The sequence below is a fragment of the Candidatus Pelagibacter sp. Uisw_092 genome (assembly GCF_047729545.1).
Lineage (GTDB): Bacteria > Pseudomonadota > Alphaproteobacteria > Pelagibacterales > Pelagibacteraceae > Pelagibacter.
This window is the reverse complement of the sequence record NZ_CP159824.1, coordinates 1,285,245-1,306,717: the sequence shown is the minus strand read 5'-3', so window position 1 is coordinate 1,306,717 and position 21,473 is coordinate 1,285,245. Positions and strand designations below refer to the sequence as shown.

The 21,473-nt window shown below is 30.8% G+C and carries 21 protein-coding genes; 10 read left to right on the top strand and 11 right to left on the bottom strand.

Annotated features, from left to right (window positions below; genetic code table 11):
- Positions 1-234: 234 nt before the first annotated feature.
- Both rpsT and mutM read right to left on the bottom strand, forming a co-directional pair.
- On the bottom strand, positions 235-495 hold the full coding sequence (gene rpsT, locus ABXT63_RS07230; protein WP_415320882.1) for a 30S ribosomal protein S20: 261 nt from the start codon (positions 493-495) through the stop codon (positions 235-237).
- Positions 496-545: 50 nt separating this feature from the next.
- Positions 546-1,409: a bifunctional DNA-formamidopyrimidine glycosylase/DNA-(apurinic or apyrimidinic site) lyase gene (gene mutM / locus ABXT63_RS07225; RefSeq protein ID WP_415320881.1), complete on the bottom strand. Its 864-nt coding sequence runs from the start codon at positions 1,407-1,409 to the stop codon at positions 546-548.
- A gap of 35 nt (positions 1,410-1,444) precedes the next feature.
- On the opposite strand from mutM, the gene ubiE reads away from it, so the two are divergent.
- From ubiE to ABXT63_RS07195, 6 genes are read left to right on the top strand one after another with little or no spacing between them, the layout of a single operon-like run.
- Positions 1,445-2,149 carry a bifunctional demethylmenaquinone methyltransferase/2-methoxy-6-polyprenyl-1,4-benzoquinol methylase UbiE gene (gene ubiE / locus ABXT63_RS07220; RefSeq protein ID WP_415320880.1) on the top strand — a complete coding sequence of 235 codons (705 nt, stop codon included), beginning with the start codon at positions 1,445-1,447 and terminating at the stop codon, positions 2,147-2,149.
- Positions 2,149-3,717, top strand: a complete 1,569-nt coding sequence (ubiB, locus tag ABXT63_RS07215; protein ID WP_415320879.1) for a 2-polyprenylphenol 6-hydroxylase — start codon at positions 2,149-2,151, stop codon at positions 3,715-3,717. Before ubiE ends, ubiB begins: the two co-directional genes overlap by 1 nt.
- A gap of 8 nt (positions 3,718-3,725) precedes the next feature.
- Positions 3,726-4,931 carry a bifunctional phosphopantothenoylcysteine decarboxylase/phosphopantothenate--cysteine ligase CoaBC gene (gene coaBC / locus ABXT63_RS07210; protein ID WP_415320878.1) on the top strand — a complete coding sequence of 402 codons (1,206 nt, stop codon included), beginning with the start codon at positions 3,726-3,728 and terminating at the stop codon, positions 4,929-4,931.
- A 6-nt stretch (positions 4,932-4,937) separates the two neighbouring features.
- Entirely contained in the window at positions 4,938-5,375 is a 438-nt protein-coding gene (gene dut / locus ABXT63_RS07205; RefSeq protein ID WP_415320877.1) for a dUTP diphosphatase, read from the top strand.
- Positions 5,372-6,127: a HesA/MoeB/ThiF family protein gene (locus ABXT63_RS07200; RefSeq protein ID WP_415320876.1), complete on the top strand. Its 756-nt coding sequence runs from the start codon at positions 5,372-5,374 to the stop codon at positions 6,125-6,127. Before dut ends, ABXT63_RS07200 begins: the two co-directional genes overlap by 4 nt.
- Positions 6,124-6,573 (top strand): SH3 domain-containing protein, encoded by a 450-nt coding sequence (locus ABXT63_RS07195; protein ID WP_415320875.1) that lies wholly within the window; start codon positions 6,124-6,126, stop codon positions 6,571-6,573. The genes ABXT63_RS07200 and ABXT63_RS07195 overlap by 4 nt, the downstream gene beginning before the upstream one ends.
- Here ABXT63_RS07195 and ABXT63_RS07190 read toward each other — a convergent pair.
- The 4 genes from ABXT63_RS07190 to ABXT63_RS07175 all read right to left on the bottom strand — a co-directional run bounded on the left by ABXT63_RS07190 (position 6,566) and on the right by ABXT63_RS07175 (position 9,500).
- A complete protein-coding gene (locus ABXT63_RS07190) occupies positions 6,566-7,159 on the bottom strand; it encodes a DUF3501 family protein (RefSeq protein WP_415320874.1) in 594 nt (197 codons plus the stop codon). The two genes, ABXT63_RS07195 and ABXT63_RS07190, sit on opposite strands and share 8 nt — an antisense overlap.
- A 2-nt stretch (positions 7,160-7,161) precedes the next feature.
- Positions 7,162-8,493, bottom strand: a complete 1,332-nt coding sequence (locus ABXT63_RS07185; protein WP_415320873.1) for a (Fe-S)-binding protein — start codon at positions 8,491-8,493, stop codon at positions 7,162-7,164.
- 57 nt (positions 8,494-8,550) lie between these two features.
- Positions 8,551-8,967: a rubrerythrin family protein gene (locus tag ABXT63_RS07180; protein WP_271512302.1), complete on the bottom strand. Its 417-nt coding sequence runs from the start codon at positions 8,965-8,967 to the stop codon at positions 8,551-8,553.
- A gap of 104 nt (positions 8,968-9,071) precedes the next feature.
- On the bottom strand, positions 9,072-9,500 hold the full coding sequence (locus tag ABXT63_RS07175; protein ID WP_415320872.1) for a Fur family transcriptional regulator: 429 nt from the start codon (positions 9,498-9,500) through the stop codon (positions 9,072-9,074).
- Between the two features lie 74 nt (positions 9,501-9,574).
- Between ABXT63_RS07175 and fabA the strand changes: the two genes are divergently transcribed.
- The 4 genes from fabA to ABXT63_RS07155 all read left to right on the top strand — a co-directional run bounded on the left by fabA (position 9,575) and on the right by ABXT63_RS07155 (position 14,876).
- Positions 9,575-10,075 (top strand): bifunctional 3-hydroxydecanoyl-ACP dehydratase/trans-2-decenoyl-ACP isomerase, encoded by a 501-nt coding sequence (gene fabA, locus ABXT63_RS07170; RefSeq protein WP_415320871.1) that lies wholly within the window; start codon positions 9,575-9,577, stop codon positions 10,073-10,075.
- Positions 10,075-11,286: a beta-ketoacyl-ACP synthase I gene (fabB, locus tag ABXT63_RS07165; protein WP_415320870.1), complete on the top strand. Its 1,212-nt coding sequence runs from the start codon at positions 10,075-10,077 to the stop codon at positions 11,284-11,286. Before fabA ends, fabB begins: the two co-directional genes overlap by 1 nt.
- The gene (locus ABXT63_RS07160; RefSeq protein ID WP_415320869.1) at positions 11,287-12,072 is read left to right on the top strand and encodes an enoyl-ACP reductase; all 786 of its coding nucleotides are present in this window, start codon (positions 11,287-11,289) and stop codon (positions 12,070-12,072) included. It begins immediately after the preceding gene.
- 74 nt (positions 12,073-12,146) lie between these two features.
- Positions 12,147-14,876, top strand: coding sequence for a class I SAM-dependent DNA methyltransferase (locus ABXT63_RS07155; protein ID WP_415320868.1), 2,730 nt, complete (start codon positions 12,147-12,149; stop codon positions 14,874-14,876).
- A gap of 39 nt (positions 14,877-14,915) precedes the next feature.
- On the opposite strand, the gene pnp is transcribed toward ABXT63_RS07155, so the two are convergent.
- Genes pnp through nusA form a run of 5 tightly spaced genes read right to left on the bottom strand, consistent with a single transcriptional unit; the run spans position 14,916 to position 21,417 of the window.
- Positions 14,916-16,988: a polyribonucleotide nucleotidyltransferase gene (gene pnp, locus ABXT63_RS07150; protein ID WP_415320867.1), complete on the bottom strand. Its 2,073-nt coding sequence runs from the start codon at positions 16,986-16,988 to the stop codon at positions 14,916-14,918.
- Between the two features lie 21 nt (positions 16,989-17,009).
- Positions 17,010-17,258 (bottom strand): 30S ribosomal protein S15, encoded by a 249-nt coding sequence (gene rpsO, locus ABXT63_RS07145; RefSeq protein WP_006997516.1) that lies wholly within the window; start codon positions 17,256-17,258, stop codon positions 17,010-17,012.
- Between the two features lie 13 nt (positions 17,259-17,271).
- A complete protein-coding gene (rbfA, locus tag ABXT63_RS07140; RefSeq protein ID WP_415304024.1) occupies positions 17,272-17,640 on the bottom strand; it encodes a 30S ribosome-binding factor RbfA in 369 nt (122 codons plus the stop codon).
- Positions 17,640-19,853: a translation initiation factor IF-2 gene (infB, locus tag ABXT63_RS07135; RefSeq protein WP_415320866.1), complete on the bottom strand. Its 2,214-nt coding sequence runs from the start codon at positions 19,851-19,853 to the stop codon at positions 17,640-17,642. The genes rbfA and infB overlap by 1 nt, the downstream gene beginning before the upstream one ends.
- Positions 19,854-19,863: 10 nt before the next feature.
- Positions 19,864-21,417 (bottom strand): transcription termination factor NusA, encoded by a 1,554-nt coding sequence (nusA, locus tag ABXT63_RS07130; protein WP_415320865.1) that lies wholly within the window; start codon positions 21,415-21,417, stop codon positions 19,864-19,866.
- Positions 21,418-21,473: the final 56 nt, after the last annotated feature.

Below are 21,473 nucleotides of genomic sequence, written 5' to 3'. Positions count from 1 at the left end.
CTACGTGAATATTTTTTTAAGAGTGATCTACTTTTATTTTTAGAAAATTTTTTGTTGCAATGTCATTTGATTATACGAATAAGTTTTACAAATTTAAAATCTATGAGTGTGTGCTTTATAAACTTTAAATATAATCTTTTTACTAAATCTAGATATAGTTGTTTTAAATTAAACACTTTCCTATTTGGTATAAGTACTTTTAGTTGAAGTTTTTGGGCAACTGCAGGTAGTTTTTTATAAAGTTGAAATCTTTTTTGTTATTCTTGAAATATTTCTTGATGCGTTAGCTTTTTTAATGATTCCAGTCTTTGCAACTTTCATTAACTCAGAATTCAACTTAGGTAAGAACTTTAAAGCTTCGTCTTTTTTCTTTTCCTCAAGAAGAAGGTTCATTTTTTTTATAGCATTCCTATACTTACTCTTACGAGCCTTATTAACCAATGTTTGTGTAGCAATCTTTCTTATTCTTTTAATTGCTGATTTTGTGTTTGCCATAAGCGCAGTGGTATAGCTCGAGAATTTATACTGGTCAATAGAATAATTGCTTATTTTTGACAAGTATCGCAAAAGAAAGTTGATCTATTAGATATAAATATTTTCTTTATTTTACCATTACATTTGTATCTTGTGCAATTTAGGTTTTCCCTTTGATATACTTTAAATTCTTTTTGAAAATTACCACTTTCCCCGTGGGCATTCTTAAAATCACGAATGCTTGAACCACCTTTTTGAATAGCTTTATTAAGTACACTTTTTGAAAAAGTAATAATTTTTTTACACTCTGTTTTTGATAGTTTCATTGCATAAGTTGTTGGATTAATTTTACTTAGAAATAAAATTTCACTCGCATAAATATTACCAATTCCCGATACAAATTTTTGATCTATTAAAAAACTTTTTATGTTCTTTTTTTTATTAAAAAAATATTTCAATAGATACTTTAAATTAAAATTTTCAAAAAATGGTTCTGGTCCCAAATGACTAAATCTATTTAATAGCTCTTCTTTATTATCTATAAATTTAAAAAAACCAAACCTTCTAGGATCATTGTAAATAACTTTTAAATCTTGAAAATGTATTTCAACATGATTATGTTTTTTTGGTAAGTTTGGAGAATTATAAAAACTAACATTAGTAAACTTATTTAAGTTATTTTTTTTAATTAAATGGATAGTTCCTGACATTCCTAAATGAATTAAACAAAATGAATCATCAAAAAAATTTAAAATTAAGTATTTAGAAAACCTAGTAACTTTTTTAATAATTTTATTTTGCAATAATTTTTCAAATTTTAGAGGAATTTTAAACCTTAAATTTCTATTTTTGATTATTACCTTCTTAATTTTTTTTTTTTGTATTTTTTTAGCTAGCGATTGTTTGACTATTTCTACTTCTGGTAATTCTGGCATTTGACGTTATATTATCAATAAATAATAGATTTAACATGCAGCAATATCTCCAAAATAAAAAAGGGCTTGTTCAAGGTGTCTTTGACAATGTCTATGATAAATATGATTTAATGAATGACTTCATGTCACTTGGTATTCATAGAATTTGGAAAAAAGATTTAATAAGCTGGATGAATCCCTCAAGAGATAAAATTTTAATTGATGTTGCCTGTGGTACTGGTGATCTAGGTAAACTTTTTTTGGACTTAACCAATAAAGATGGAAAAATTTTTTGTGTTGACCCTAATAAAGGAATGGTTGGTAAAGGTAAAATAAAGCTAACCACTTATAAAAATATTAACTGGGTGATTGCATCTGCAGAAAAATTACCTATTAAAGAAAATTCTTGTGACTATTACACAATTAGTTTTGGTTTACGTAATACTAAAGATCTTAATAAAGCTCTATCAGAAGCTTATCGTGTTTTAAAACCAGGTGGTCGCTACTTATGTTTGGAGTTTTCTAAAATTCAAAACTCAAATCTAGATTTTATCTATAAAAATTATTCAAAACTTATCCCTTTAATTGGAAAAGCAATTATGGGTCAGAAGGAGCCTTATGAATATTTGGTAAAAAGTATTGAAGAGTTTATTAATCAAGAAGAATTAATTGATCTAATGAAAATAAATAAATTTGAAAATTGTAGTTACAGAAATTTATCTGGTGGAATTGTAGCAATTCACTCTGGTTGGAAAATATAATGGTTAAAAAACTATTAACATTATTTAAATTAGGAAGAAAGTTGGCTAAATCTGACATCTTAAACGTTGTTTCTAAATTTAAAAAACCTCCTCTAGCTATTAAAATTTTATTTCAAATACTTTCATTTTCTTTTTCTAGTCAGAAAAAATTTAATTTATATGTTACTGAGGGTGAACGACTCTCTAAATCGTTACAATCAATGGGCACAACATTTATTAAATTAGGACAATTTTTAGTTACAAGACCAGATATAATTGGTGACGAACTAGCTAAACAGTTAGAAGGCTTACAAGATAGACTTCCTGCTTTTTCTTTATCTGAAGCAAAGGTAATCATTAAAAAAGATTTGGGAGAAGAAACTTTCAATACAATAATAGATATAAGTGAGCCCGTAGCTGCTGCTTCAATAGCTCAAGTTCACAAAGCTAAAATAAATGACAATGGTACAATAAAAGATGTGGCTATTAAAATCTTAAGACCTGATATTAAAAAAATATTTAATGAAGAAATAGATGCGTTGATGCTTTTTGCTTTTTTTATTGAATCATTTATTAAAAAAACCAAAAGATTAAAATTGATTGAAGTTGCTTTTTTACTTAAAGAAATAACCAATCTTGAAATGGACTTAAGATTTGAGGCTGCTGCTGCAAATGAATATGCAGAGAATACAAAGAACGATGCGGGGTTTAGAGTTCCTGTTATCTATTGGAATTTTACAAGTGAAAATGTAATGACACTTGATTGGGTAGATGGTGTTTCTATTCGAGAAACTGAAGATTTACAAAAAAGAAATATTGATACTAAAAGAATTGCCTCTGATATTATTCAACATTTCCTAAGACATGCTGTTAGGGATGGTTTTTTTCACGCTGATATGCATCAAGGAAACATATTTATTGATAATAATGGACAAATTGTACCAATAGACTTTGGTATTATGGGTAGACTGGACAGCCTCAGTAAAAGATTTTTAGCAGAGATCCTATTTGGTTTTATTCAGAGAGATTATAAAAAAGTTGCTGAAGTTCACTTGGTTGCTGGCCTTGTGCCTAAAGATGTGCCAGTTGATGATCTCGCTCAAGCGTTACGCTCGATTGGTGAGCCAATTTTTGGTCAGTCTGTTAAAGACATTTCTGGTGGAAAATTATTAAAACAACTTTTTGATGTTACTGAAAAATTTAATATGCAAACTCAACCCCAATTATTGATGTTACAAAAAACCATGGTTGTTGTTGAGGGGGTTGCGAGAAAGCTTAATCCAAATACTAACATATGGGAAACGTCAAAACCTGTTTTAGAAAGCTGGTTAAGAGAAACTAAAGACCCTATTAATACTTTAAGTGAAGGATTAAAAAGCACCACTGAAGTAATTAAAAGGTTGCCTGATTTTCCAGAGATTATGGATAAAGCTAATCAAGCACTTACATTTTTAGCAAGTGGACAAATACCTCATAATTCAAACTCCTACACAGCCCTAAATGAAAAGAAATCTGAAATGATTGCGTTTAGAAACCAGTCTGTTGTTGGTTTATTATTGCTTGTAATCTTTGGTCTATTAGTATTTTAATTTGCTCGATGAATAATTTATCTCAGAAAAAAATACTTTTAATAATATGCGGAGGTATATCTGCATACAAGAGTTTGGAGCTTATTAGATTGTTAAGAAAACAAGATGTAGAAGTTAAAACCATCCTTACCAAAAGTGCCAAAGAATTTGTGACCCCTTTATCAGTGGCCTCCCTTTCTCAAGGAAAAGTTTATGATGATTTATTTAATGCTAAAAATGAAGCTGAAATGGACCATATATCACTGTCAAGATGGGCAGATGTAATTCTTGTTGTTCCTGCTACTGCAAATACTATTTCCAAATTAAGTGCGGGATCTTCAGATGATCTAGCTTCAACAGTAATTCTTGCATCTGACAAGGATATTTTTTTGACTCCCGCTATGAATGTTAGAATGTGGGAGCACCCTTCAACCAAACAAAATCTCAATAAATTAAAATCTTATGGGTATAAAATAATTGGTCCTGAAATTGGAGATATGGCTTGTGGAGAATTTGGTGAAGGAAAAATGACAGAACCAAAAAATATTTTTCAAACGATTAATGAATACTTTGGTGAATTAAATAAAAATAAAAGATTAAAAGCTTTAATAACTGCAGGACCAACTAAAGAGTATATTGATCCTGTTAGATTTATAACAAATAAATCTTCTGGAAAGCAGGGATATGCTTTAGCAAAATCATTAGCAAAAAGAGGATTTCAAACAACTTTAATTTCTGGACCTACGAACCTACAAATAGATGATAATATAAATTTAATTAAAGTTGAAACAGCAGACGAAATGTTTAAAGCAACACAAGAAAATTTACCTGCCGATGTTGCAATATTTTCTGCTGCCGTTGCTGACTTTAAAGTAAAAGAAAAAAAAAATGAAAAAATAAAAAAACAAGACCATTTGAGTTTAGAGCTTGAAAAAAATATTGATATTCTAAATTATGTATCAAAACATAATTCTCTTAGACCAAAATTGGTTATTGGATTTGCAGCTGAAACAAATAATATTCAAGAGAATGCTCAAAAAAAATTAATTGAAAAAAATTGTGATTGGATAATAGCAAATGACGTATCTAATAATTCTATTGGATTTGACTCTGATTTTAATGAGGTTTCAATTTTTTATAAAGATAAAGAAATGATAAATGAAAAACTTGCTATGAAAAAAAAATCTGAAATCTCGGAAGAAATAATAAATAGAGTTATTAAACAATTAAATTAAAATTTAATGGCAAGAGTTTTAATCAAAAAATTAAACCCAGACGTAGAACTTCCGGTTTACAAAACAAATGGTGCTTCTGGTATGGATTTAATGGCTTTTGTAGAGGCACCAATTAAAATATCACCCAATAGCTCATATTTAGTGCCTACAGGGCTTTCTATGGCATTTCCAGAGGATTATGAGGTACAAATTCGTCCTCGTTCAGGTCTTGCTGCAAAACATGGTATAACTGTTTTAAATACGCCGGGAACGATTGATAGTGATTATAGGGGTGAGATAAAAATTATTCTTTTTAATCACGGAAAAGAGGATTTTATAATTAATAACAAGGATAGAGTGGCGCAAATGATCTTAACACCAGTTATTAAAATGGAATTAGAAGAAATAGATAATTTACCAGATACTTTAAGAGGTGAAGGTGGATTTGGCTCAACTGGTAAATGAAAAGCCAACTCAAAAAAAAAATAATTGAACGATTTTCAAGACAAATAGTGCTTAAAGATATTGGCATTTTAGGTCAAAAAAAAATTCTATTTTCTAAAGTTTTAATTATTGGTGCTGGTGGTCTCGGATCTCCAGTTGCAGAATTTCTTTCAAGAGCTGGGGTTGGATCAATAGGAGTCGTTGATGACGACAAAGTGAGTCTTTCTAATTTACATAGACAAAGTCTTTATAACACATCAGATATTGGAAAATTTAAAGTCAAAATAGCAAAAGATAAAATTAAAAAAATAAATCCCAACACAAAAGTTATCATTTATAAAATTAGATTAAATAATAATAATTTTAAGAAAATTATAAATGACTATGATTATATAGTTGATGGATCAGATAATTTTACAACCAAATTTTTATTAAATGATTATTGTTTAAAATTTAAAAAAGTCCTTGTGACGGGGGCAATTAGTAAATTTGATGGACATATATTCACTTTTAATTTTAAAAATAAAAAAATTCCTTGTTTAAGGTGTTTTTTTCAAGAGTCTAATATTTCAGATGACTTATTAAACTGTGAGTCAGAAGGTATTCTTGGAACTGTTGCGGGGATTGTGGGAACTATTCAAGCAAATGAAATATTAAAAAAAATACTAAATATTGGAACAGGGTTAGATGGGTATATTTTTATTCTAGATTTGCTTCATTTAAACTTTAGAAAAGTTAAATTAAAAAAAAGAAAAAATTGCTTTTGTAAATGATAAAAAAAATATCTATTTGGTTTTTATGCTTGTCAATTTTAGGAATACAATTAATAAATGCTGAAGAAAAATTCTTATCTCTAAAAAAAAATAAGACAAATGTTAGGTATGGTCCTGGCAAAACTCATGCAGTTAAATATATTTATAGAAAAATAAATCTCCCTATAAAACAAATAGATAAAAAAGATAACTGGAGAAGAATAGTTGATTTAAAAAATAATAGTGGTTGGATACATGATAGTCAGCTAAAACCATCAAATTCAATCATTATTTTGATAGATAAAATTCTATTTAATAAACCTTCTAATTTTTCTAAACCTATAGCAAGATTAGGAAAGGGAAGGTTATTGATTATTAAAAAATGTGAGAATGATTGGTGTAATGTAAATACAGGTAATTACACAGGCTGGATTAAAACTAATGATATCTGGGGATCTACTAAATAAAATCAACTGATAATGATTGAATATTATCTTGAGTTAATTTTGTAGTATGTGCGTATTCTTTATGATCAATTCCAAGTTCAATACTTATATTGCCTGATTTAAATTTATTAATTTGATCTTCATTAAATTTAAAGTGAATAAATTGTACCGAAGAAGCTTTTCCTTCTGCTGACGTTCTGTCCACATCTTCTTCTGGTATTGCTTTAACCTCTTCATTATCAATTTTCATAAAGATTTTTTCTTCTATCCCACCAACTTTACCTAAAAAAGCACCTCTAGTAAGAGGGTTATCGATTTCGAACATTAGGGTTGCAATAAGCTCTTTGCCATTTGGAACTAAAGGATTGTAAGCTATTAATTCATCTTTAAGTTGTTCGTCACCACCTTTTTCAATATGTAACATTTCCTGAACCTGCGCCACCATAGTTTCAAAACTTTCAAAATAAAAAGTCGCATATGGTCCAAGCGCTATTCGTCTGTTTTTTTTAAGTTCAACAAGATCTTTTCTAATTTGTTTCCTGTTTTTTGCATAAATATCTGCAGGAATTAAATCTTCTTTTTCAATTTGTCTTTTTTCTTTGCTCATAATTATAACCTATAACTTTTTGCCATTAATTCGATGGGGTGTAGTGCCTCATTGTTAGCTATGTTTGTGTCTGTCTCTAATTGTTTTAAATGCTTACCTGCTAAAGGGCAATCAGAAGCCATATATTTATTATTCTTTATTTTAATCTGTCTTGCAGTTGGTGTTCCAACTTTTACAGCTAGATCATGTGTTTCTTTCATCACCCCAAAAGTTCCTCCGTGACCAGCGCATCTTTCAACAACATCCATTTTAATATTGGGAATAAATTTCAACATATCTCTAGATTTAATACCCATGTTTTGAGCTCTAGCGTGACAAGCGTTGTGGACGGTCACACCACCATCAATTTCTTGCAAGCCTTCGGCTAAGCCTTCGTTTTGTGCTATATCAACGATATATTCGTCTATATCACTGATACTTTTTGAAAGTCTTTTAATATTTACATCCTTGGGTAATAACAATGGCCATTCAAATTTTAACATAAGACCACAGCTCGCTGTAAGTGTTATAATTTGATAACCTTTGTCCACCCATTCCAATAAATCTTTAGATACTTTTTTTGCTTGCTCAACAACTTTTGGTAAATCTGCTTGTTCAAGGTAAGGCATACCACAACATCCTGGATAAGCTTCTTGAACCTCAACACCATTTTTCTTTAAAACTTTTAAAGCAGCAACACCTGTATCTTTTTTATTAAAATTAACAAAGCACGTCGAATAAATCACAACTTTTCTATCTTTAGATGGTGCCTCACTATTTGTTGGAATATTATTTTTTTTGAAATAATTTGTAAATGTTTCTGAATTATAAGTTGGAAGCTTAACTCTCATATCAATCCCAGCAACTACTTCTAATATTTTTCTAAAGAATTTATTTTTAATGTTTGATACCCAGTTTATTAATGATGATAACATTACACCAATTTTTGCATTTCTATCAATTTGAGCTAGTTGCGCTGGCACTGCTGGCAATTTATTTAATTTTTTTTGAGCCGTTCTATATCTCAACATTAAATGAGGAAAGTCTAAATCAAAATCATGAGGAGGGACATAAGGACACTTTGTCATAAAACACATATCACATAATGTACAAGCGTCTACTACAGGTTCAAACTGTTCACTTTTTAAACTTTCTACATCCTCATTTTCTGACTCATCTATCATGTCAAATAATTTTGGAAACGAGTCACATAAATTAAAGCATCTTCTGCATCCATGACAGATATCAAAGGCTCTTCTCATTTCGTCATCTAATTTTTTGGGATCTAAAAAATCAGGATGCTCAAAATTTATTGGATGTCTTATGGGTGCTTCTGTACCACCTTCTTTGCTCATATTTAAAATTTTAGGATTTGATGGTGGGGAAGAACCCCACCATAAATTAAGTCTTATTTACGCAATAGATTCTAATGTTTTTTGGAATTTACCTGCGTGTGATTTTTCAGCTTTTGCTAAAGTTTCAAACCAATCAGCAATTTCTGAAAAGCCTTCTTCTCTAGCTGTTTTTGCCATACCTGGGTACATGTCTGTATACTCATGTGTTTCACCTTGTACTGCTGAAGCTAAATTAGCTTTAGTCTCACCAATCGGTAATCCTGTAGCTGGGTCTCCAACTTCTTCAAGATACTCAAGGTGTCCATGTGCATGACCTGTTTCACCTTCAGCTGTAGATCTAAATACAGATGCTACATCGTTATAACCTTCAATATCTGCTTTTTGAGCAAAATATAAATAACGTCTGTTTGCTTGGCTCTCACCTGCAAATGCATCTTTTAAGTTTTCTTCTGTTTTACTTCCTTTTAATGACATATTTTTCTCCTTAATGATTATGATGTATATATAATCGTTCTAAACTATATGTCAACAGTTTAGAATTGTTTTAATGTAAATGTTAAATTATTGAAATTATTGAATTATTTTTGATTTTGATTATCACTCGCAACTTTAATTAATACTTCTACTGATTTTATTTTTTTTCCAGTGATATTTTTTTTTATATTTACAGAATCAATATCTTCGTTGCTACAATCAATTAACTCATTTGTGTCTTCGTCAAAAAAATGATGGTGCTCGGTTACGTTAGTGTCAAAATAACTTTTATCTGAGTTAATAGAAATTTCTTTTAAATATCCTTTTTTTTTAAATGCGTGAATTGTATTGTAAACTGTTGCTAAAGAAATTTTTTCACTCAGCTTATCCTCAATAATTTTAGTCAAATCATTTATTGTAAAATGAAAAGTTTTTTCAGGCGAAAATAATACTTCACAAATCTTAATTCTCTGTCTTGTGGGTCTTAATCCAGATTCTCTTAGTTTTTCAGTGTAAGTATTTATATTACTCATTATTGTTTATAATAGTTCTAAACTATTTCTATATTATAATCTTAATAAATCAAGTATTAAAGGTGTTTAAAATTATGAAAAAAAACTCATTCACATACAATGAGCTAATAAGCTGCGGAAATGGAGAACTTTTTGGCCCAGGTAATGCCAAATTACCCCTTCCCCCGATGCTTATGTTTGATAGAATAACAGAAATCAACGATGACAATGGTACTTTTAAAAAAGGATCTTTAAAGGCTGAGCTAGATATCAAAGAAGACCTTTGGTTTTTTGATTGTCACTTTAAAGGAGACCCTGTTATGCCAGGTTGTCTTGGGTTAGATGCTATGTGGCAACTAGTTGGTTTTTATCTTGGTTGGCTTGGCAACCCAGGTAAGGGAAGAGCTTTAGGAGTGAGTACAGTAAAATTCACCGGTGAAGTTTTGCAAAATGTTAAAAACGTAAGATATGAAATTGATATGAAAAAAATTATGGCACCAGGTGGAACAACAGTTGGTCTTGCGAATGGTTTAGTATTTGCAGATGACAAAAAAATATATTCAGCAGAAAATTTAAAAGTGGGGTTATTTAAATAATGAGAAGAGTAGTAGTTACAGGTTTAGGAATTGTATCTTGTTTAGGAAACAATCAAGAAGAGGTTTACCAGTCTCTTTTAAATTCAAAATCTGGAATATCTTTTTGTGAAGAATACAAAGAACACAATTTAAGAAGTCATATTCACGGCAAACCAAATATTAAACTTGAAGATCATGTTGATAGAAAAACTATCAGATTTATGGGCTCTGGGTCTGCATATAATTATATTGCAATGAAAGAAGCTATTAAGGATTCAGGATTAGAAGATAAAGATGTAAGTAATTTTAAAACTGGAATAGTTATGGGTTCTGGTGGTCCTTCAATTGAAAATGTAGTTTTATCTGTTGATAAGACTAGAGCTAAGACACCAAAATTAATGGGGCCATTTATTGTTCCAAGAACTATGGCTAGTACATCTTCAGCAACTCTTGCTGTACCTTTTAAAATCAAAGGAGTTAATTATACGATGAGTTCCGCATGTGCAACTAGCGGACACTGCATCGGTCATGCAAGTGAATTAATTCAAATGGGCAAACAAGACGTTGTTTTTGCTGGTGGGAGTGAAGAATTACACTGGGCTATGACTGCGATGTTTGATGCCATGACTGCATTGTCTTCTAAATATAATGATGCACCCGAAACTGCTTCTAGAGCTTATGATAAAACTAGAGATGGCTTTGTAATAGCAGGTGGTGGTGGAGTTTTAGTGCTTGAGGAGTACGAACATGCAAAAGCAAGAGGTGCAAACATATATGCTGAATTAACAGGCTATGGCGCGACTTCTGACGGGTACGATATGGTAGCCCCATCAGGTGAAGGCGCTGTTAGATGCATGAAGATGGCTTTAGCAACTGCTAAAAACAAAATGGATTACTTAAACACTCATGGAACATCAACCCCAGTTGGTGATATGACAGAACTAAGAGGTGTTGGAGAAGCATTTGGTGCTGAGGTACCAAAGATTAGTTCTACTAAATCTTTGTCTGGTCACCCTCTAGGTGCCGCATCAGTTCATGAAGCAATTTATAGTTTAATCATGATGAAAAATAGTTTCATCACAGCCTCAGCTAATATCACAGACATGGATGATGAAGCTAAAAAATTTCCAATCGTAACTAAAACTGAAACAGATGTTAAATTAAACTCTGTAATGTCTAATAGTTTTGGTTTTGGTGGAACAAATGCAACTTTAATTTTTGAAAAGGCCTAAATGAGTTTAATGAAAGGTAAAAGAGGATTAATCATGGGTGTAGCCAATGAAAGATCTATAGCGTGGGGTATTTCACAAAAACTTGCAGAAGCTGGAGCAGAACTTGCATTCACTTATCTTGGTGATGCATTAAAGAAAAGAGTAATCCCTTTGGCTGAAAAATTAAATTCAAAGGCTACATTTAGTTGTGATGTTGAAAATAAAGAAGAAGTAATAAAACTTTTTGAAGATATTAAATCACAGTGGGGTCAAATTGATTTTGTAGTTCACGCCGTTGCTTTTTCAGACAAATCAGAACTATCAGGTGAATATTTAAATACCTCTAGAAAAAATTTTTTAAGAAGCATGTTAATCTCATGTTTTTCATTTACCGAAGTTGCGAATGAAGCTTCTAAAATAATGAAAGAGGGCGGAAGTATGTTAACTTTAACTTACGAGTCTAGTAAGGCTATTCCAAATTACAATGTAATGGGTGTCTGTAAATCTGCTCTTGAAGCAAGTGTTAAGTACCTTGCAAGAGATTTAGGAGCAAAAGGAATGAGAGTAAATGCTATAAGTGCCGGACCTATTAAAACATTAGCTGCTTCTGCTATTGGAGATGCAAAATTCTTATATAAATGGAATGCAGATCATTCTTTCTTAAAGAGAAATGTTGATATCCAAGATGTTGGAAACTCAGCATTATATCTGCTAAGTGACCTTGCTGGTGGTGTTACTGGTGAAATTCACTACGTAGACGCTGGATATAACAAGGTTGGAATGCCAGATCCTAAGAATATTACCTAAAATATAGTTAAATTTAGTTAAAAATTTTTCTTAATTCTTTGTTTTTACAAATATTTTTCATGATAAATTAAAAAATGATTCTAACTTGGAATGATATTCAAATCAGAGCTAAAAAATTTTCAAAAGATTGGGAAAATGCAAAATATGAAAAAGGTGAAACACAAACTTTTTATAATGAATTTTTTGAAGTATTTGGAGTTAAAAGAAGAGATGTTGCGATTTACGAAAAAGCTGTAAAAAAATTAAATAATTTGCACGGATTTATAGATTTATTCTGGGAGGGGAAATTATTAGTTGAACAAAAATCAGCCGGGAGAAGTCTTGAAAAAGCTCTTCTTCAGGCAACAGAATATTATAATAATCTCAAAGATTATCAAAAACCAAGATTTATTTTATTATCAGATTTTCAAAACTTTGAATTATTAGATTTAGATACGGGTGAAAAGGAAAAATTTAAACTAAATGAATTACATAGTCATATAAAATCATTCGGTTTTATAGCAGGAAGAGAAAAAGAAGCATACAAAGATCAGGATCCAGTTAATGTAAAAGCTGCTGAATTAATTTCAACTTTATACCATGCGTTAAAAAATAATGGATTTGATGATAAAGATTTAGAGATTTTACTTACAAGAATAGTTTATTGCTTATTTGCAGAAGATACTGGAATTTTTCCTTCTTCTGCATTTTTTAACCATATATTGAGAAAGACAAATGAAGACGGTTCAGATACCGGATCAAAACTTCAAGAATTATTTCAAATATTGGATACACCATATGAAAAAAGACAAAAAAATTTAGATGAGGATTTAAATGATTTACAATTTATTAATGGTGATTTGTTCTCTGAAAAAATGACTATTCCTGCATTTGACAGGATGACAAGAATAAAATTACTGGAATGCGCAGGTCTTGATTGGTCAAAAGTTTCTCCTGCATTATTTGGCTCACTCTTTCAAACTGTTATGTTACCTGAAGAACAAAGACAAGAAGGGGCCCATTATACAAGTGAAAAAAATATATTAAAAACTATCCAACCTTTATTTTTAGACTACCTAACAAATAAATTTAATAAAATAAAAGAAGATAGAAGTAGTCAAAGAAAAATTAGATTACAAAAACTAATAGATGAATTATCAAAAATAAAAGTTCTAGACCCTGCTTGTGGATGTGGAAATTTTTTAATAATTTCTTATAGAGAAATAAGAAGACTAGAAATAAAAATATTAAAAGAAATATATAATTCTCAACAAAAAGAACTTGACTTAAATATAAATTATTTATCTCAAATTAAAGTTGATCAATTTTATGGTATAGAGATAAATCATTTTGCTTCCCGCATTGCTAAAATTGCTTTATGGCTCGTTGATCATCAGATGAATATGGAGCTATCTGATGTTATAGGAAAACACTACATTAGATTACCAATTTATGACACGAAACAAATTATTGTTAAAAATGCATTAACATTCAACTGGGCTGAATTAATAGATCCAAAAGATTGTTCTTATATAATTGGTAATCCTCCATTTGTTGGCTCAAAAAAAATGACAAAAGAACAAAAAAAAGATCTGTTAGAGACATTTAGTGGAGTAAGAAATGGTGGGGAATTAGATTATGTAAGCTGTTGGTTCCTAAAAGCTAGTAACTTTATTGAGAATAGTGAGACTAAAGTAGCTTTTGTAAGTACAAATTCAATTACTCAAGGGGAGCAGGTAGGAGTTTTATGGGAACAAATTTTAAATAAAGATATTAAAATATTTTTTGCTCACAGAACTTTTAAATGGACAATAGATGAAAGAAGAGTTCAGGGTTTGTCAATTGCTAATGTAGCTGTCGTAATAATAGGTTTTAGTAAATTCAATGTCAGAAAAAAAGAATTGTTTGTATATGAAAAGATTTCAGATGATCCAATTAAAATTGAAGTTAAAAATATAAATCCTTATCTAGTAGAGGGAGAAAATGTTGTTTTAAAAAAGAGAAGTTCACAAATAAATAATTATCCAAAAATGATATTTGGCAGTATGCCCAATGATAATGGAAAATTGTTAATTAGCGATGAAGAGTTTAAAAATTCTTCAAAAATATTTGATAAACATGATATTTTAAAATTTATCAAACCCTTTGTCGGTGCAAGAGAATTTATTAACAATAAAAACAAATGGTGTATTTGGCTTCACAATGAACAATCAGACTGGAGATCGAATAAATATCTAAAAGATATTATTCAAAAAGTATATGATCACCGTGCCAAAAGTAAAAGACCAGCAACAAAAAAACTAGCTGAAGTGCCTTGGTTGTTTGGTGAAATTAGACACCCTTATGAGGACTACATTTTAATACCTAGGGTTAGCTCTGAAAAAAGGAATTACATTCCAATTGGCTACATGAATAAAGAAAAAATTGCAGGTGACTCATGTTTAATGATACCGACTAACGACTTAACAGTATTTGCTATTTTAAATTCATCTGTACATATGACTTGGGTTCATCATGTTTGTGGTCGACTAGAAGATAGATACAGGTACTCTATTGAAATAGTTTATAATAATTTTCCTTTTAAAAAGTTAAACCAAAATCAAAAAAAAGTATTAACTGAATATGCTAATCAAATATTAAATATAAGAAAAGAGTTAAATTTGTCTCTAGAAAAACTTTATGACTCTATTTTTATGCCAAGAGAACTTAAAGAAGTTCATCAAAAACTTGATAAGAGTGTCAAAGAAATATATTTAATTGATGAAGACTCTAATAGTTCACAAATAATGTCAAAATTATTTAACTTGATAAAAAAAAACTCCTAGAACTTTCATCCTAGGAGTTTAGAATTTTAATTTAAAGTATTATTCAGCAGCTTGTTTCATAGAAAGCTTAACTTTACCTCTATCGAAACCAATCACTTTAACTTTTACTTCGTCACCTTCTTTGACAACGTCAGTAACTTTTTCTACTCTTTTAGCAGCAAGTTCTGAAATGTGAACAAGACCATCTTGTTTACCTAAGAAGTTTACAAATGCACCAAACTCCATAATCTTCATTACTTTACCTGAGTAAATTTTATTTAGTTCTGCTTTTGCTGTGATGTCTTTAATCATTTGCATAGCAATGTTTCTAGATTCTTCGTCTGGAGCAGCAACAGTTACTACACCTTCATCATTCACATCAACTTTAGCACCTGATTTTTCAACTATCTCTCTAATTGTTGCCCCACCTTTTCCAATAACGGCTGCAATATCTTTTTTATCAACAGTAACTTGTTCCATTTTTGGAGTGTGTTCGCCAACATCAGCTCTTGATTCACTTAAAGCTTTATTCATTTCACCCAAGATATGAACTCTTCCTTCTTTAGCCTGCTTTAAAGCCTGCTCCATAATTTCAAATGTAATACCAGTAATTTTGATATCCATTTGAAGTGAAGTAATTCCATCTTTAGTTCCAGCAACCTTAAAGTCCATATCACCTAAGTGATCTTCATCACCTAAAATATCTGATAGGACACTAAAATCATCACCTTCTTTAATTAAACCCATTGCAATTCCTGCAACTGGCTCTTTAATTGGCACTCCAGCATCCATTAGCGCAAGAGATGCACCACAGACACTTGCCATTGAAGAAGAACCATTAGATTCTGTAATCTCAGACACTATTCTAAAAGTGTATGGAAATTCCTCTTTTGAGGGTAATGAAGAATTAATTGCTCTCCATGCTAATTTTCCATGCCCAACTTCACGTCTTCCAGTTCCTATTCTTCCAGTTTCACCAACTGAAAAGGGAGGGAAGTTGTAATGAAGCATAAATCTTTCTCTATGCTGTCCATCTAGACTTTCTAATCTTTGTTCATCATCAGATGTACCTAAAGTAGTAACAACAATCGCTTGTGTTTCTCCTCTAGTAAATAGAGCTGATCCATGAGTTCTTGGTAAAACACCAACTTCACACTCTATAGCTCTTACATCGGCTAAACCTCTACCATCAATTCTTTTTTTGTTTTTAAGAATGTCAGTTCTTACAATAGATTTTTCAAGATTTTTTAATTCATCATTTACATCAAAATCAGTGTATTTTTCATTCCCTTCAAAAAGCTTTTTGGCTTTATCAGAAATTTCTGAAATTTGATTTGATCTATCTTGTTTGTCTATTGTTGCAAAGGCTTTTGTTAAATCTGCAGTAAACTCTTCTCCTAGTTTTTTCTTAACTTCAGACAAGTCTTTCTTTTGAACAGTCCACTCTGGCTTTCTGCATTCTTTTGCAAGTTCCTCAATCATTTCGATTACTGGAACAAAACCTTCGTGACCAAACTTAACAGCATCTAACATTACTTCTTCTGTTAGACCTTTAGTCTCAGACTCAACCATAAGCACAGCATCTTTAGTTCCCGCTACGACCAAATCTAAAGTAGAGTTTTCTAAATCAGCTTTTGATGGATTTAATATATATTTGCCATCAACTAAACCAACTCTAGAAGCACCCACAGGACCCATAAACGGCATTCCTGAAATAGCTAGTGCTGCTGAAGAAGCTGTAATTGCTAAAATATCTGGTTGATTGTTTTTGTCATATGAAATTACGGTTGGTAACAACTGAACTTCATTTTTAAATTCACTTGGAAACAAAGGTCTGATTGGTCTATCAATTAATCTTGAGATCAGTTGTTCACTTTCAGTTGGTCTTGCTTCTCTTTTAAAATATCCACCAGGAATTTTACCACCTGCATAATATTTTTCTTGGTAATTTACAGATAGTGGAAAATAATCCATATCTGGATTTACTTTTTTTGCTCCTACTACTGTTGCTAAAATAACTGTTTCACCACATGAAGCAATGATTGCTCCATCTGCCTGTCTTGCTACTTTACCTGTTTCTAAACTTATTTTCTTACCTGCTACTTCAATTTCCTTCTTATATACTTTGAACATCTAATTTCTGTTTCCTTCTATCTATTTTCTTAAATTTAATTGTGTTAATACATTTTTGTAAGAATCGAATTTATTTTTCTTTAAATATTCTAACAATTTTTTTCTTCTATTTACTGCTCTTAACAATCCAACCGAAGAGTGTTTATCTTTTTTGAATTGTTTGATATGTGCTGAAAGAGTTTCAATTTTACCTGTTAATAATGCAATTTGTACCTCTGAAGAACCAGTATCCTTCTCATGCATTTTTAATTCTTCTGCTTTTTTCGTCATACTATTTATTTTCCTATTTGTTTGTTTGTTTTATTAAGTTTTCTATTTTTTCTGCATATTCAAAAGAGTCATCTTTTGCAAAAAGTATCTTTGGTATATATTTCATAAATACTTTTTTAGATAAAACTTTTCTAATTAAAAAAGAATATTCTCTTAATTTTTTAATAACTTTTTCTGTATCTTTTCCCCCTAGAGGCAATACATATGCTTTTGCAATTTTAAGGTCTTGACTCATTTTTACTTCTGTAACCGTAACGGTGTTAGTTTCTAAATTTGGCACCTTAGCTTCATTTCTAGCAAAAATCATACCTAAAGATTGTTTAATCATCTCTCCAACACGTAATTGTCTTTGTGATACCGGTTTTCCTGTTTTATCAACCATTACACTGTTCTCTCAGTAGAAGTTGTACTATAAGCCTCTATTGTATCGTTTTTTTGAAAATCAACAAAGTCTTTAAGTGTTATTCCACATTCTTGGCCATTGCTAACCTGTTTAGCCTGATCTTTTTCTCTAAAAATTGTACTAATCTTACCAGTATAAATAATTAATCCATCTCTAATTAACCTAGCATTTGCGCCACTGGCTATTTCTCCTTCGGTTACTTTAGAACCTGCAACTTTTCCAGTTCCTGAAACCTTGAAAATTTCTAAAATTTGAGCTGTACCATTAATTGTTTCTTGAATATCTGGAGCAAGAAGTCCCGACATTCTCAATTTAATATAATCTAAAACCTCATAAATAATATTATATGAAGAAATTTTAATTTTTTCGTTCTCTGCTAATTTTTTTGCCTCTTTGCTGGGCTTAACATTAAATGCGATTAGAGTAGCATCAGATGCTTTTGCTAAAGTTACATCAGTTTCTGTTATCATTCCAATATCTGATAAAATAATTTTAGGTTTAACTTCATCGTGTGTAATTTGATTAATTGCGCTTTTAATTGCTTCAGCAGAACCATGTACATCTGATTTTATTATAATATTTAATTCTGCAGCTGACTTATCTGCAAAAGCAGAGTCTTGAGTTGCAAAAGTTAAAGGGCTACCTCCCGTTTTTGTTTCATCAGCTCTAGTCTCACTTAGTGTTTTTGCTTCTTTCTCAGAGTCTAAAACAATAAAATCATCTCCAGATTTAGCTGGGCCATTAATACCTAAAATTTCAACTGGAGTTGATGGAGGCGCTTCATCAATAGTTTTTCCTTTATCATTAATTAAAGCTCGTACTTTTCCCCATTTCATTCCACTAACAAAAAAATCACCTCTTTTAATTGTTCCTGATGTCACCACAACAGTTGCCACAGCCCCTCTGCCCACATCAATTTTTGATTCTAAAACAATTCCTGTTGCTTTAGATTCAAAATCAGTTTTTAAGTCTAAAATTTCAGCTTGTAATACAACTGCCTCTACTAATTTATTTAAATTTTTTTTCGTTTTCGCAGAGATTTCAACCATCAAGGTATCTCCTGACAAATCTTCTGCAATAAGTTCATATTCTAAAAGTTGATTTTTAATTTTTTGTGGGTCTGCCTCTGGTAAATCACATTTATTTATTGCAACAACTATTGGAACATTTGCAGCTTTTGCATGTTTTATAGATTCGATTGTTTGAGGCTTAACACCATCATCCGCTGCAACAACTAAAACTACGACATCTGTTAGTTTTGATCCTCTCGCTCTCATCTCAGTGAAGGCTGCGTGACCCGGGGTATCTATAAAAGTTATTTTACTTGATTCATGTTCTATTTGATAAGCACCTATGTGTTGTGTAATCCCACCAAATTCTCCTAAAACAACATTTGCACTTCTTAAAACATCTAGCACTGAAGTTTTACCATGATCAACATGACCCATTACAGTCACTATTGGTGGTCTATTTTTTAAATTTTCAGACCTGGACTCTTTAATTTTTTGAATAATTTCTTCAGCCTTTGTTTCTCTTATGGGGTTGTGTCCAAATTCTTTTACTAAATATTCTGCAGTATCTGCTGCTAATGTTTGGTTGATAGTAACTGTTACTCCCATTCCAAATAAATATTTTATAACATTGTTCGATTGTTCAGCCATCCTGTTAGCTAGCTCTCTAACTGTAATAGCTTCTGGAATGTTAACATCTCTCTTTATTGGTTTTAAACTTTCTTGAATCTCTTCTTTAGTAAGCTCTCTATTTTCTTTTAATTTTGCCCTCTTAAGTGAAGCCATACTTCTTGATCTTGCTTCAATCTCGTCACTTAAGGCTCTTGAAACTGTTAACTTTAATTCTCTTTTTTTTGTGTCAGGCTTTCCTTTATCTCCGGCATCACCTTTAAGCCTTCTAGTTGCTCTTTGTTCAGCTAATTTACGTTTTTCATAGTCATTTGTAATTGGTGAAGATGGTTTGGGTGTTGTCGTGGCTCTTGAAGTTAAGTTTCCCGCAGGACTTACTGCTGCTTTCGATCTTACACTAGCAGGTCTACTAAAATTACCCCTAGGAGCAAATTTGTTTGGTTTTTTTTCAATTACAACTGAGTTTTTACTTTGAGTTTTTGCTAACTCTATATTATCTATCGACTTCTTGGCTATGCCAGATAATGTTAATTTTGTTTTTTTGTTTTCCATATTTCATTACTCAATCTTTATAAATTATATTTCTTGCAGACATAATTAATTCATCAGCTTCAGTTTTTGATAAAGCGAAATCTTCAAGATATCCTTGGATTTTAATTCTTTCACCTTTTATAACATCATAACCACCTGTTAATTCATCTGATGCAAGGTCTGCGAAGTCTTCTAGTTTTAAAATCTTTTGTTCTCCTAAAGTAACTAACATACCTGGGGTTAACCCTTTATGATTTATAAGATCATCTTTAAGTCCTAAATCTTTAATTCTTTTAGTTATATCTTCTTGATCTTTTTGATAAAACTCTTTTGCTCTCTCAATCAGGGCTTTAGCAGTATCTTCTTCTATGCCCTCAATTTTCATTAAACTTTCAGGAGTGCTATCCTTAATATCTGAAATTGAAGAAAAACCTTCTGCAACAAGTAATTGTCCTAAAGTTTCATCTAGCTCTAAATTTTTAACAAAGTTTTCTGTTTTTTCTTTAAATTCAGATTGTCTTCTTTCTGAGTCTTCTGCATCAGTCATTATGTTAATTTCATAATTTAGCAACTTTGTAGCCAATCTAACATTTTGACCTCTACGGCCAATTGCTTTGCTTAGGTTTTCTTCAGTTAAGATTACATCTAGTTTTTTTGCAATACTGTCAACGTTTACTCTTTGAACTTCTGCTGGTGATAATGCATTTGAAACTACTATTGCTGGATCTTCAGACCAATTAACAATATCAATTTTTTCTCCCTGTAATTCGTTAACTACTGCTTGAACTCTTGACCCTCTCATACCTACACAAGCTCCTACTGGGTCCAGTGAAGTATCAACAGCTTTGACACAAATTTTTGCTCTACTTCCAGGGTCTCTTGCTGATGATTTAATTTCAATTAAACCATCATAAATTTCCGGAACCTCTTGAACAAATAATTTTTCCATAAATTTTGGATGTGCTCTTGATAAGAATATTTGTTGTCCTCTAGTTTCTCTTTTCACATCATAACAATAAGCTTTAATTCTTTCGCCAGCTTTAATATTTTCTCTAGGAATCATTTCATTTTTTTGGATAATTGCTTCAGTTCTACCCAAATCAACTATTACATTTCCAAATTCTAAACGTTTAACAATACCACTTAGAATTGAATCTTTTTTATCTATAAAATCGTTATATTGTCTTTCACGCTCTGCTTCTCTTACATTGAAGCTAATAACCTGTTTTGCTGTCTGTGCAGCTATTCTTCCAAAATCAAAAGAAGGTAGTGGCTGTAAAATTTCGTCACCAATTTTTTTATCTTTGTTCGCTTCGTTTAAGATAATTGCATCTTGAAGATTAATTTCAGTGTTTATATTTTCAGGTGTCTCTACAACGATTAGTTTTCTAAAAATTCCAATATCACCATTTTCTCTATCTATTAAAACTTTAATTTCATTGTCTTGCCCAAATTTAGATTTAGCAGCTTTTGCAATTCCTGTTTCCATGGAATCAATAATTAATTCTTTATCAATAGACTTTTCTAAAGCAACTGCTTCGGCAATTCTTAATAATTCTAATTTATCTGATCTTCTATTTAACATATTTTTATTAGCTCCAAAAAAAAATGGGCTAGAGCCCATTTTGTAATCTCAATAAT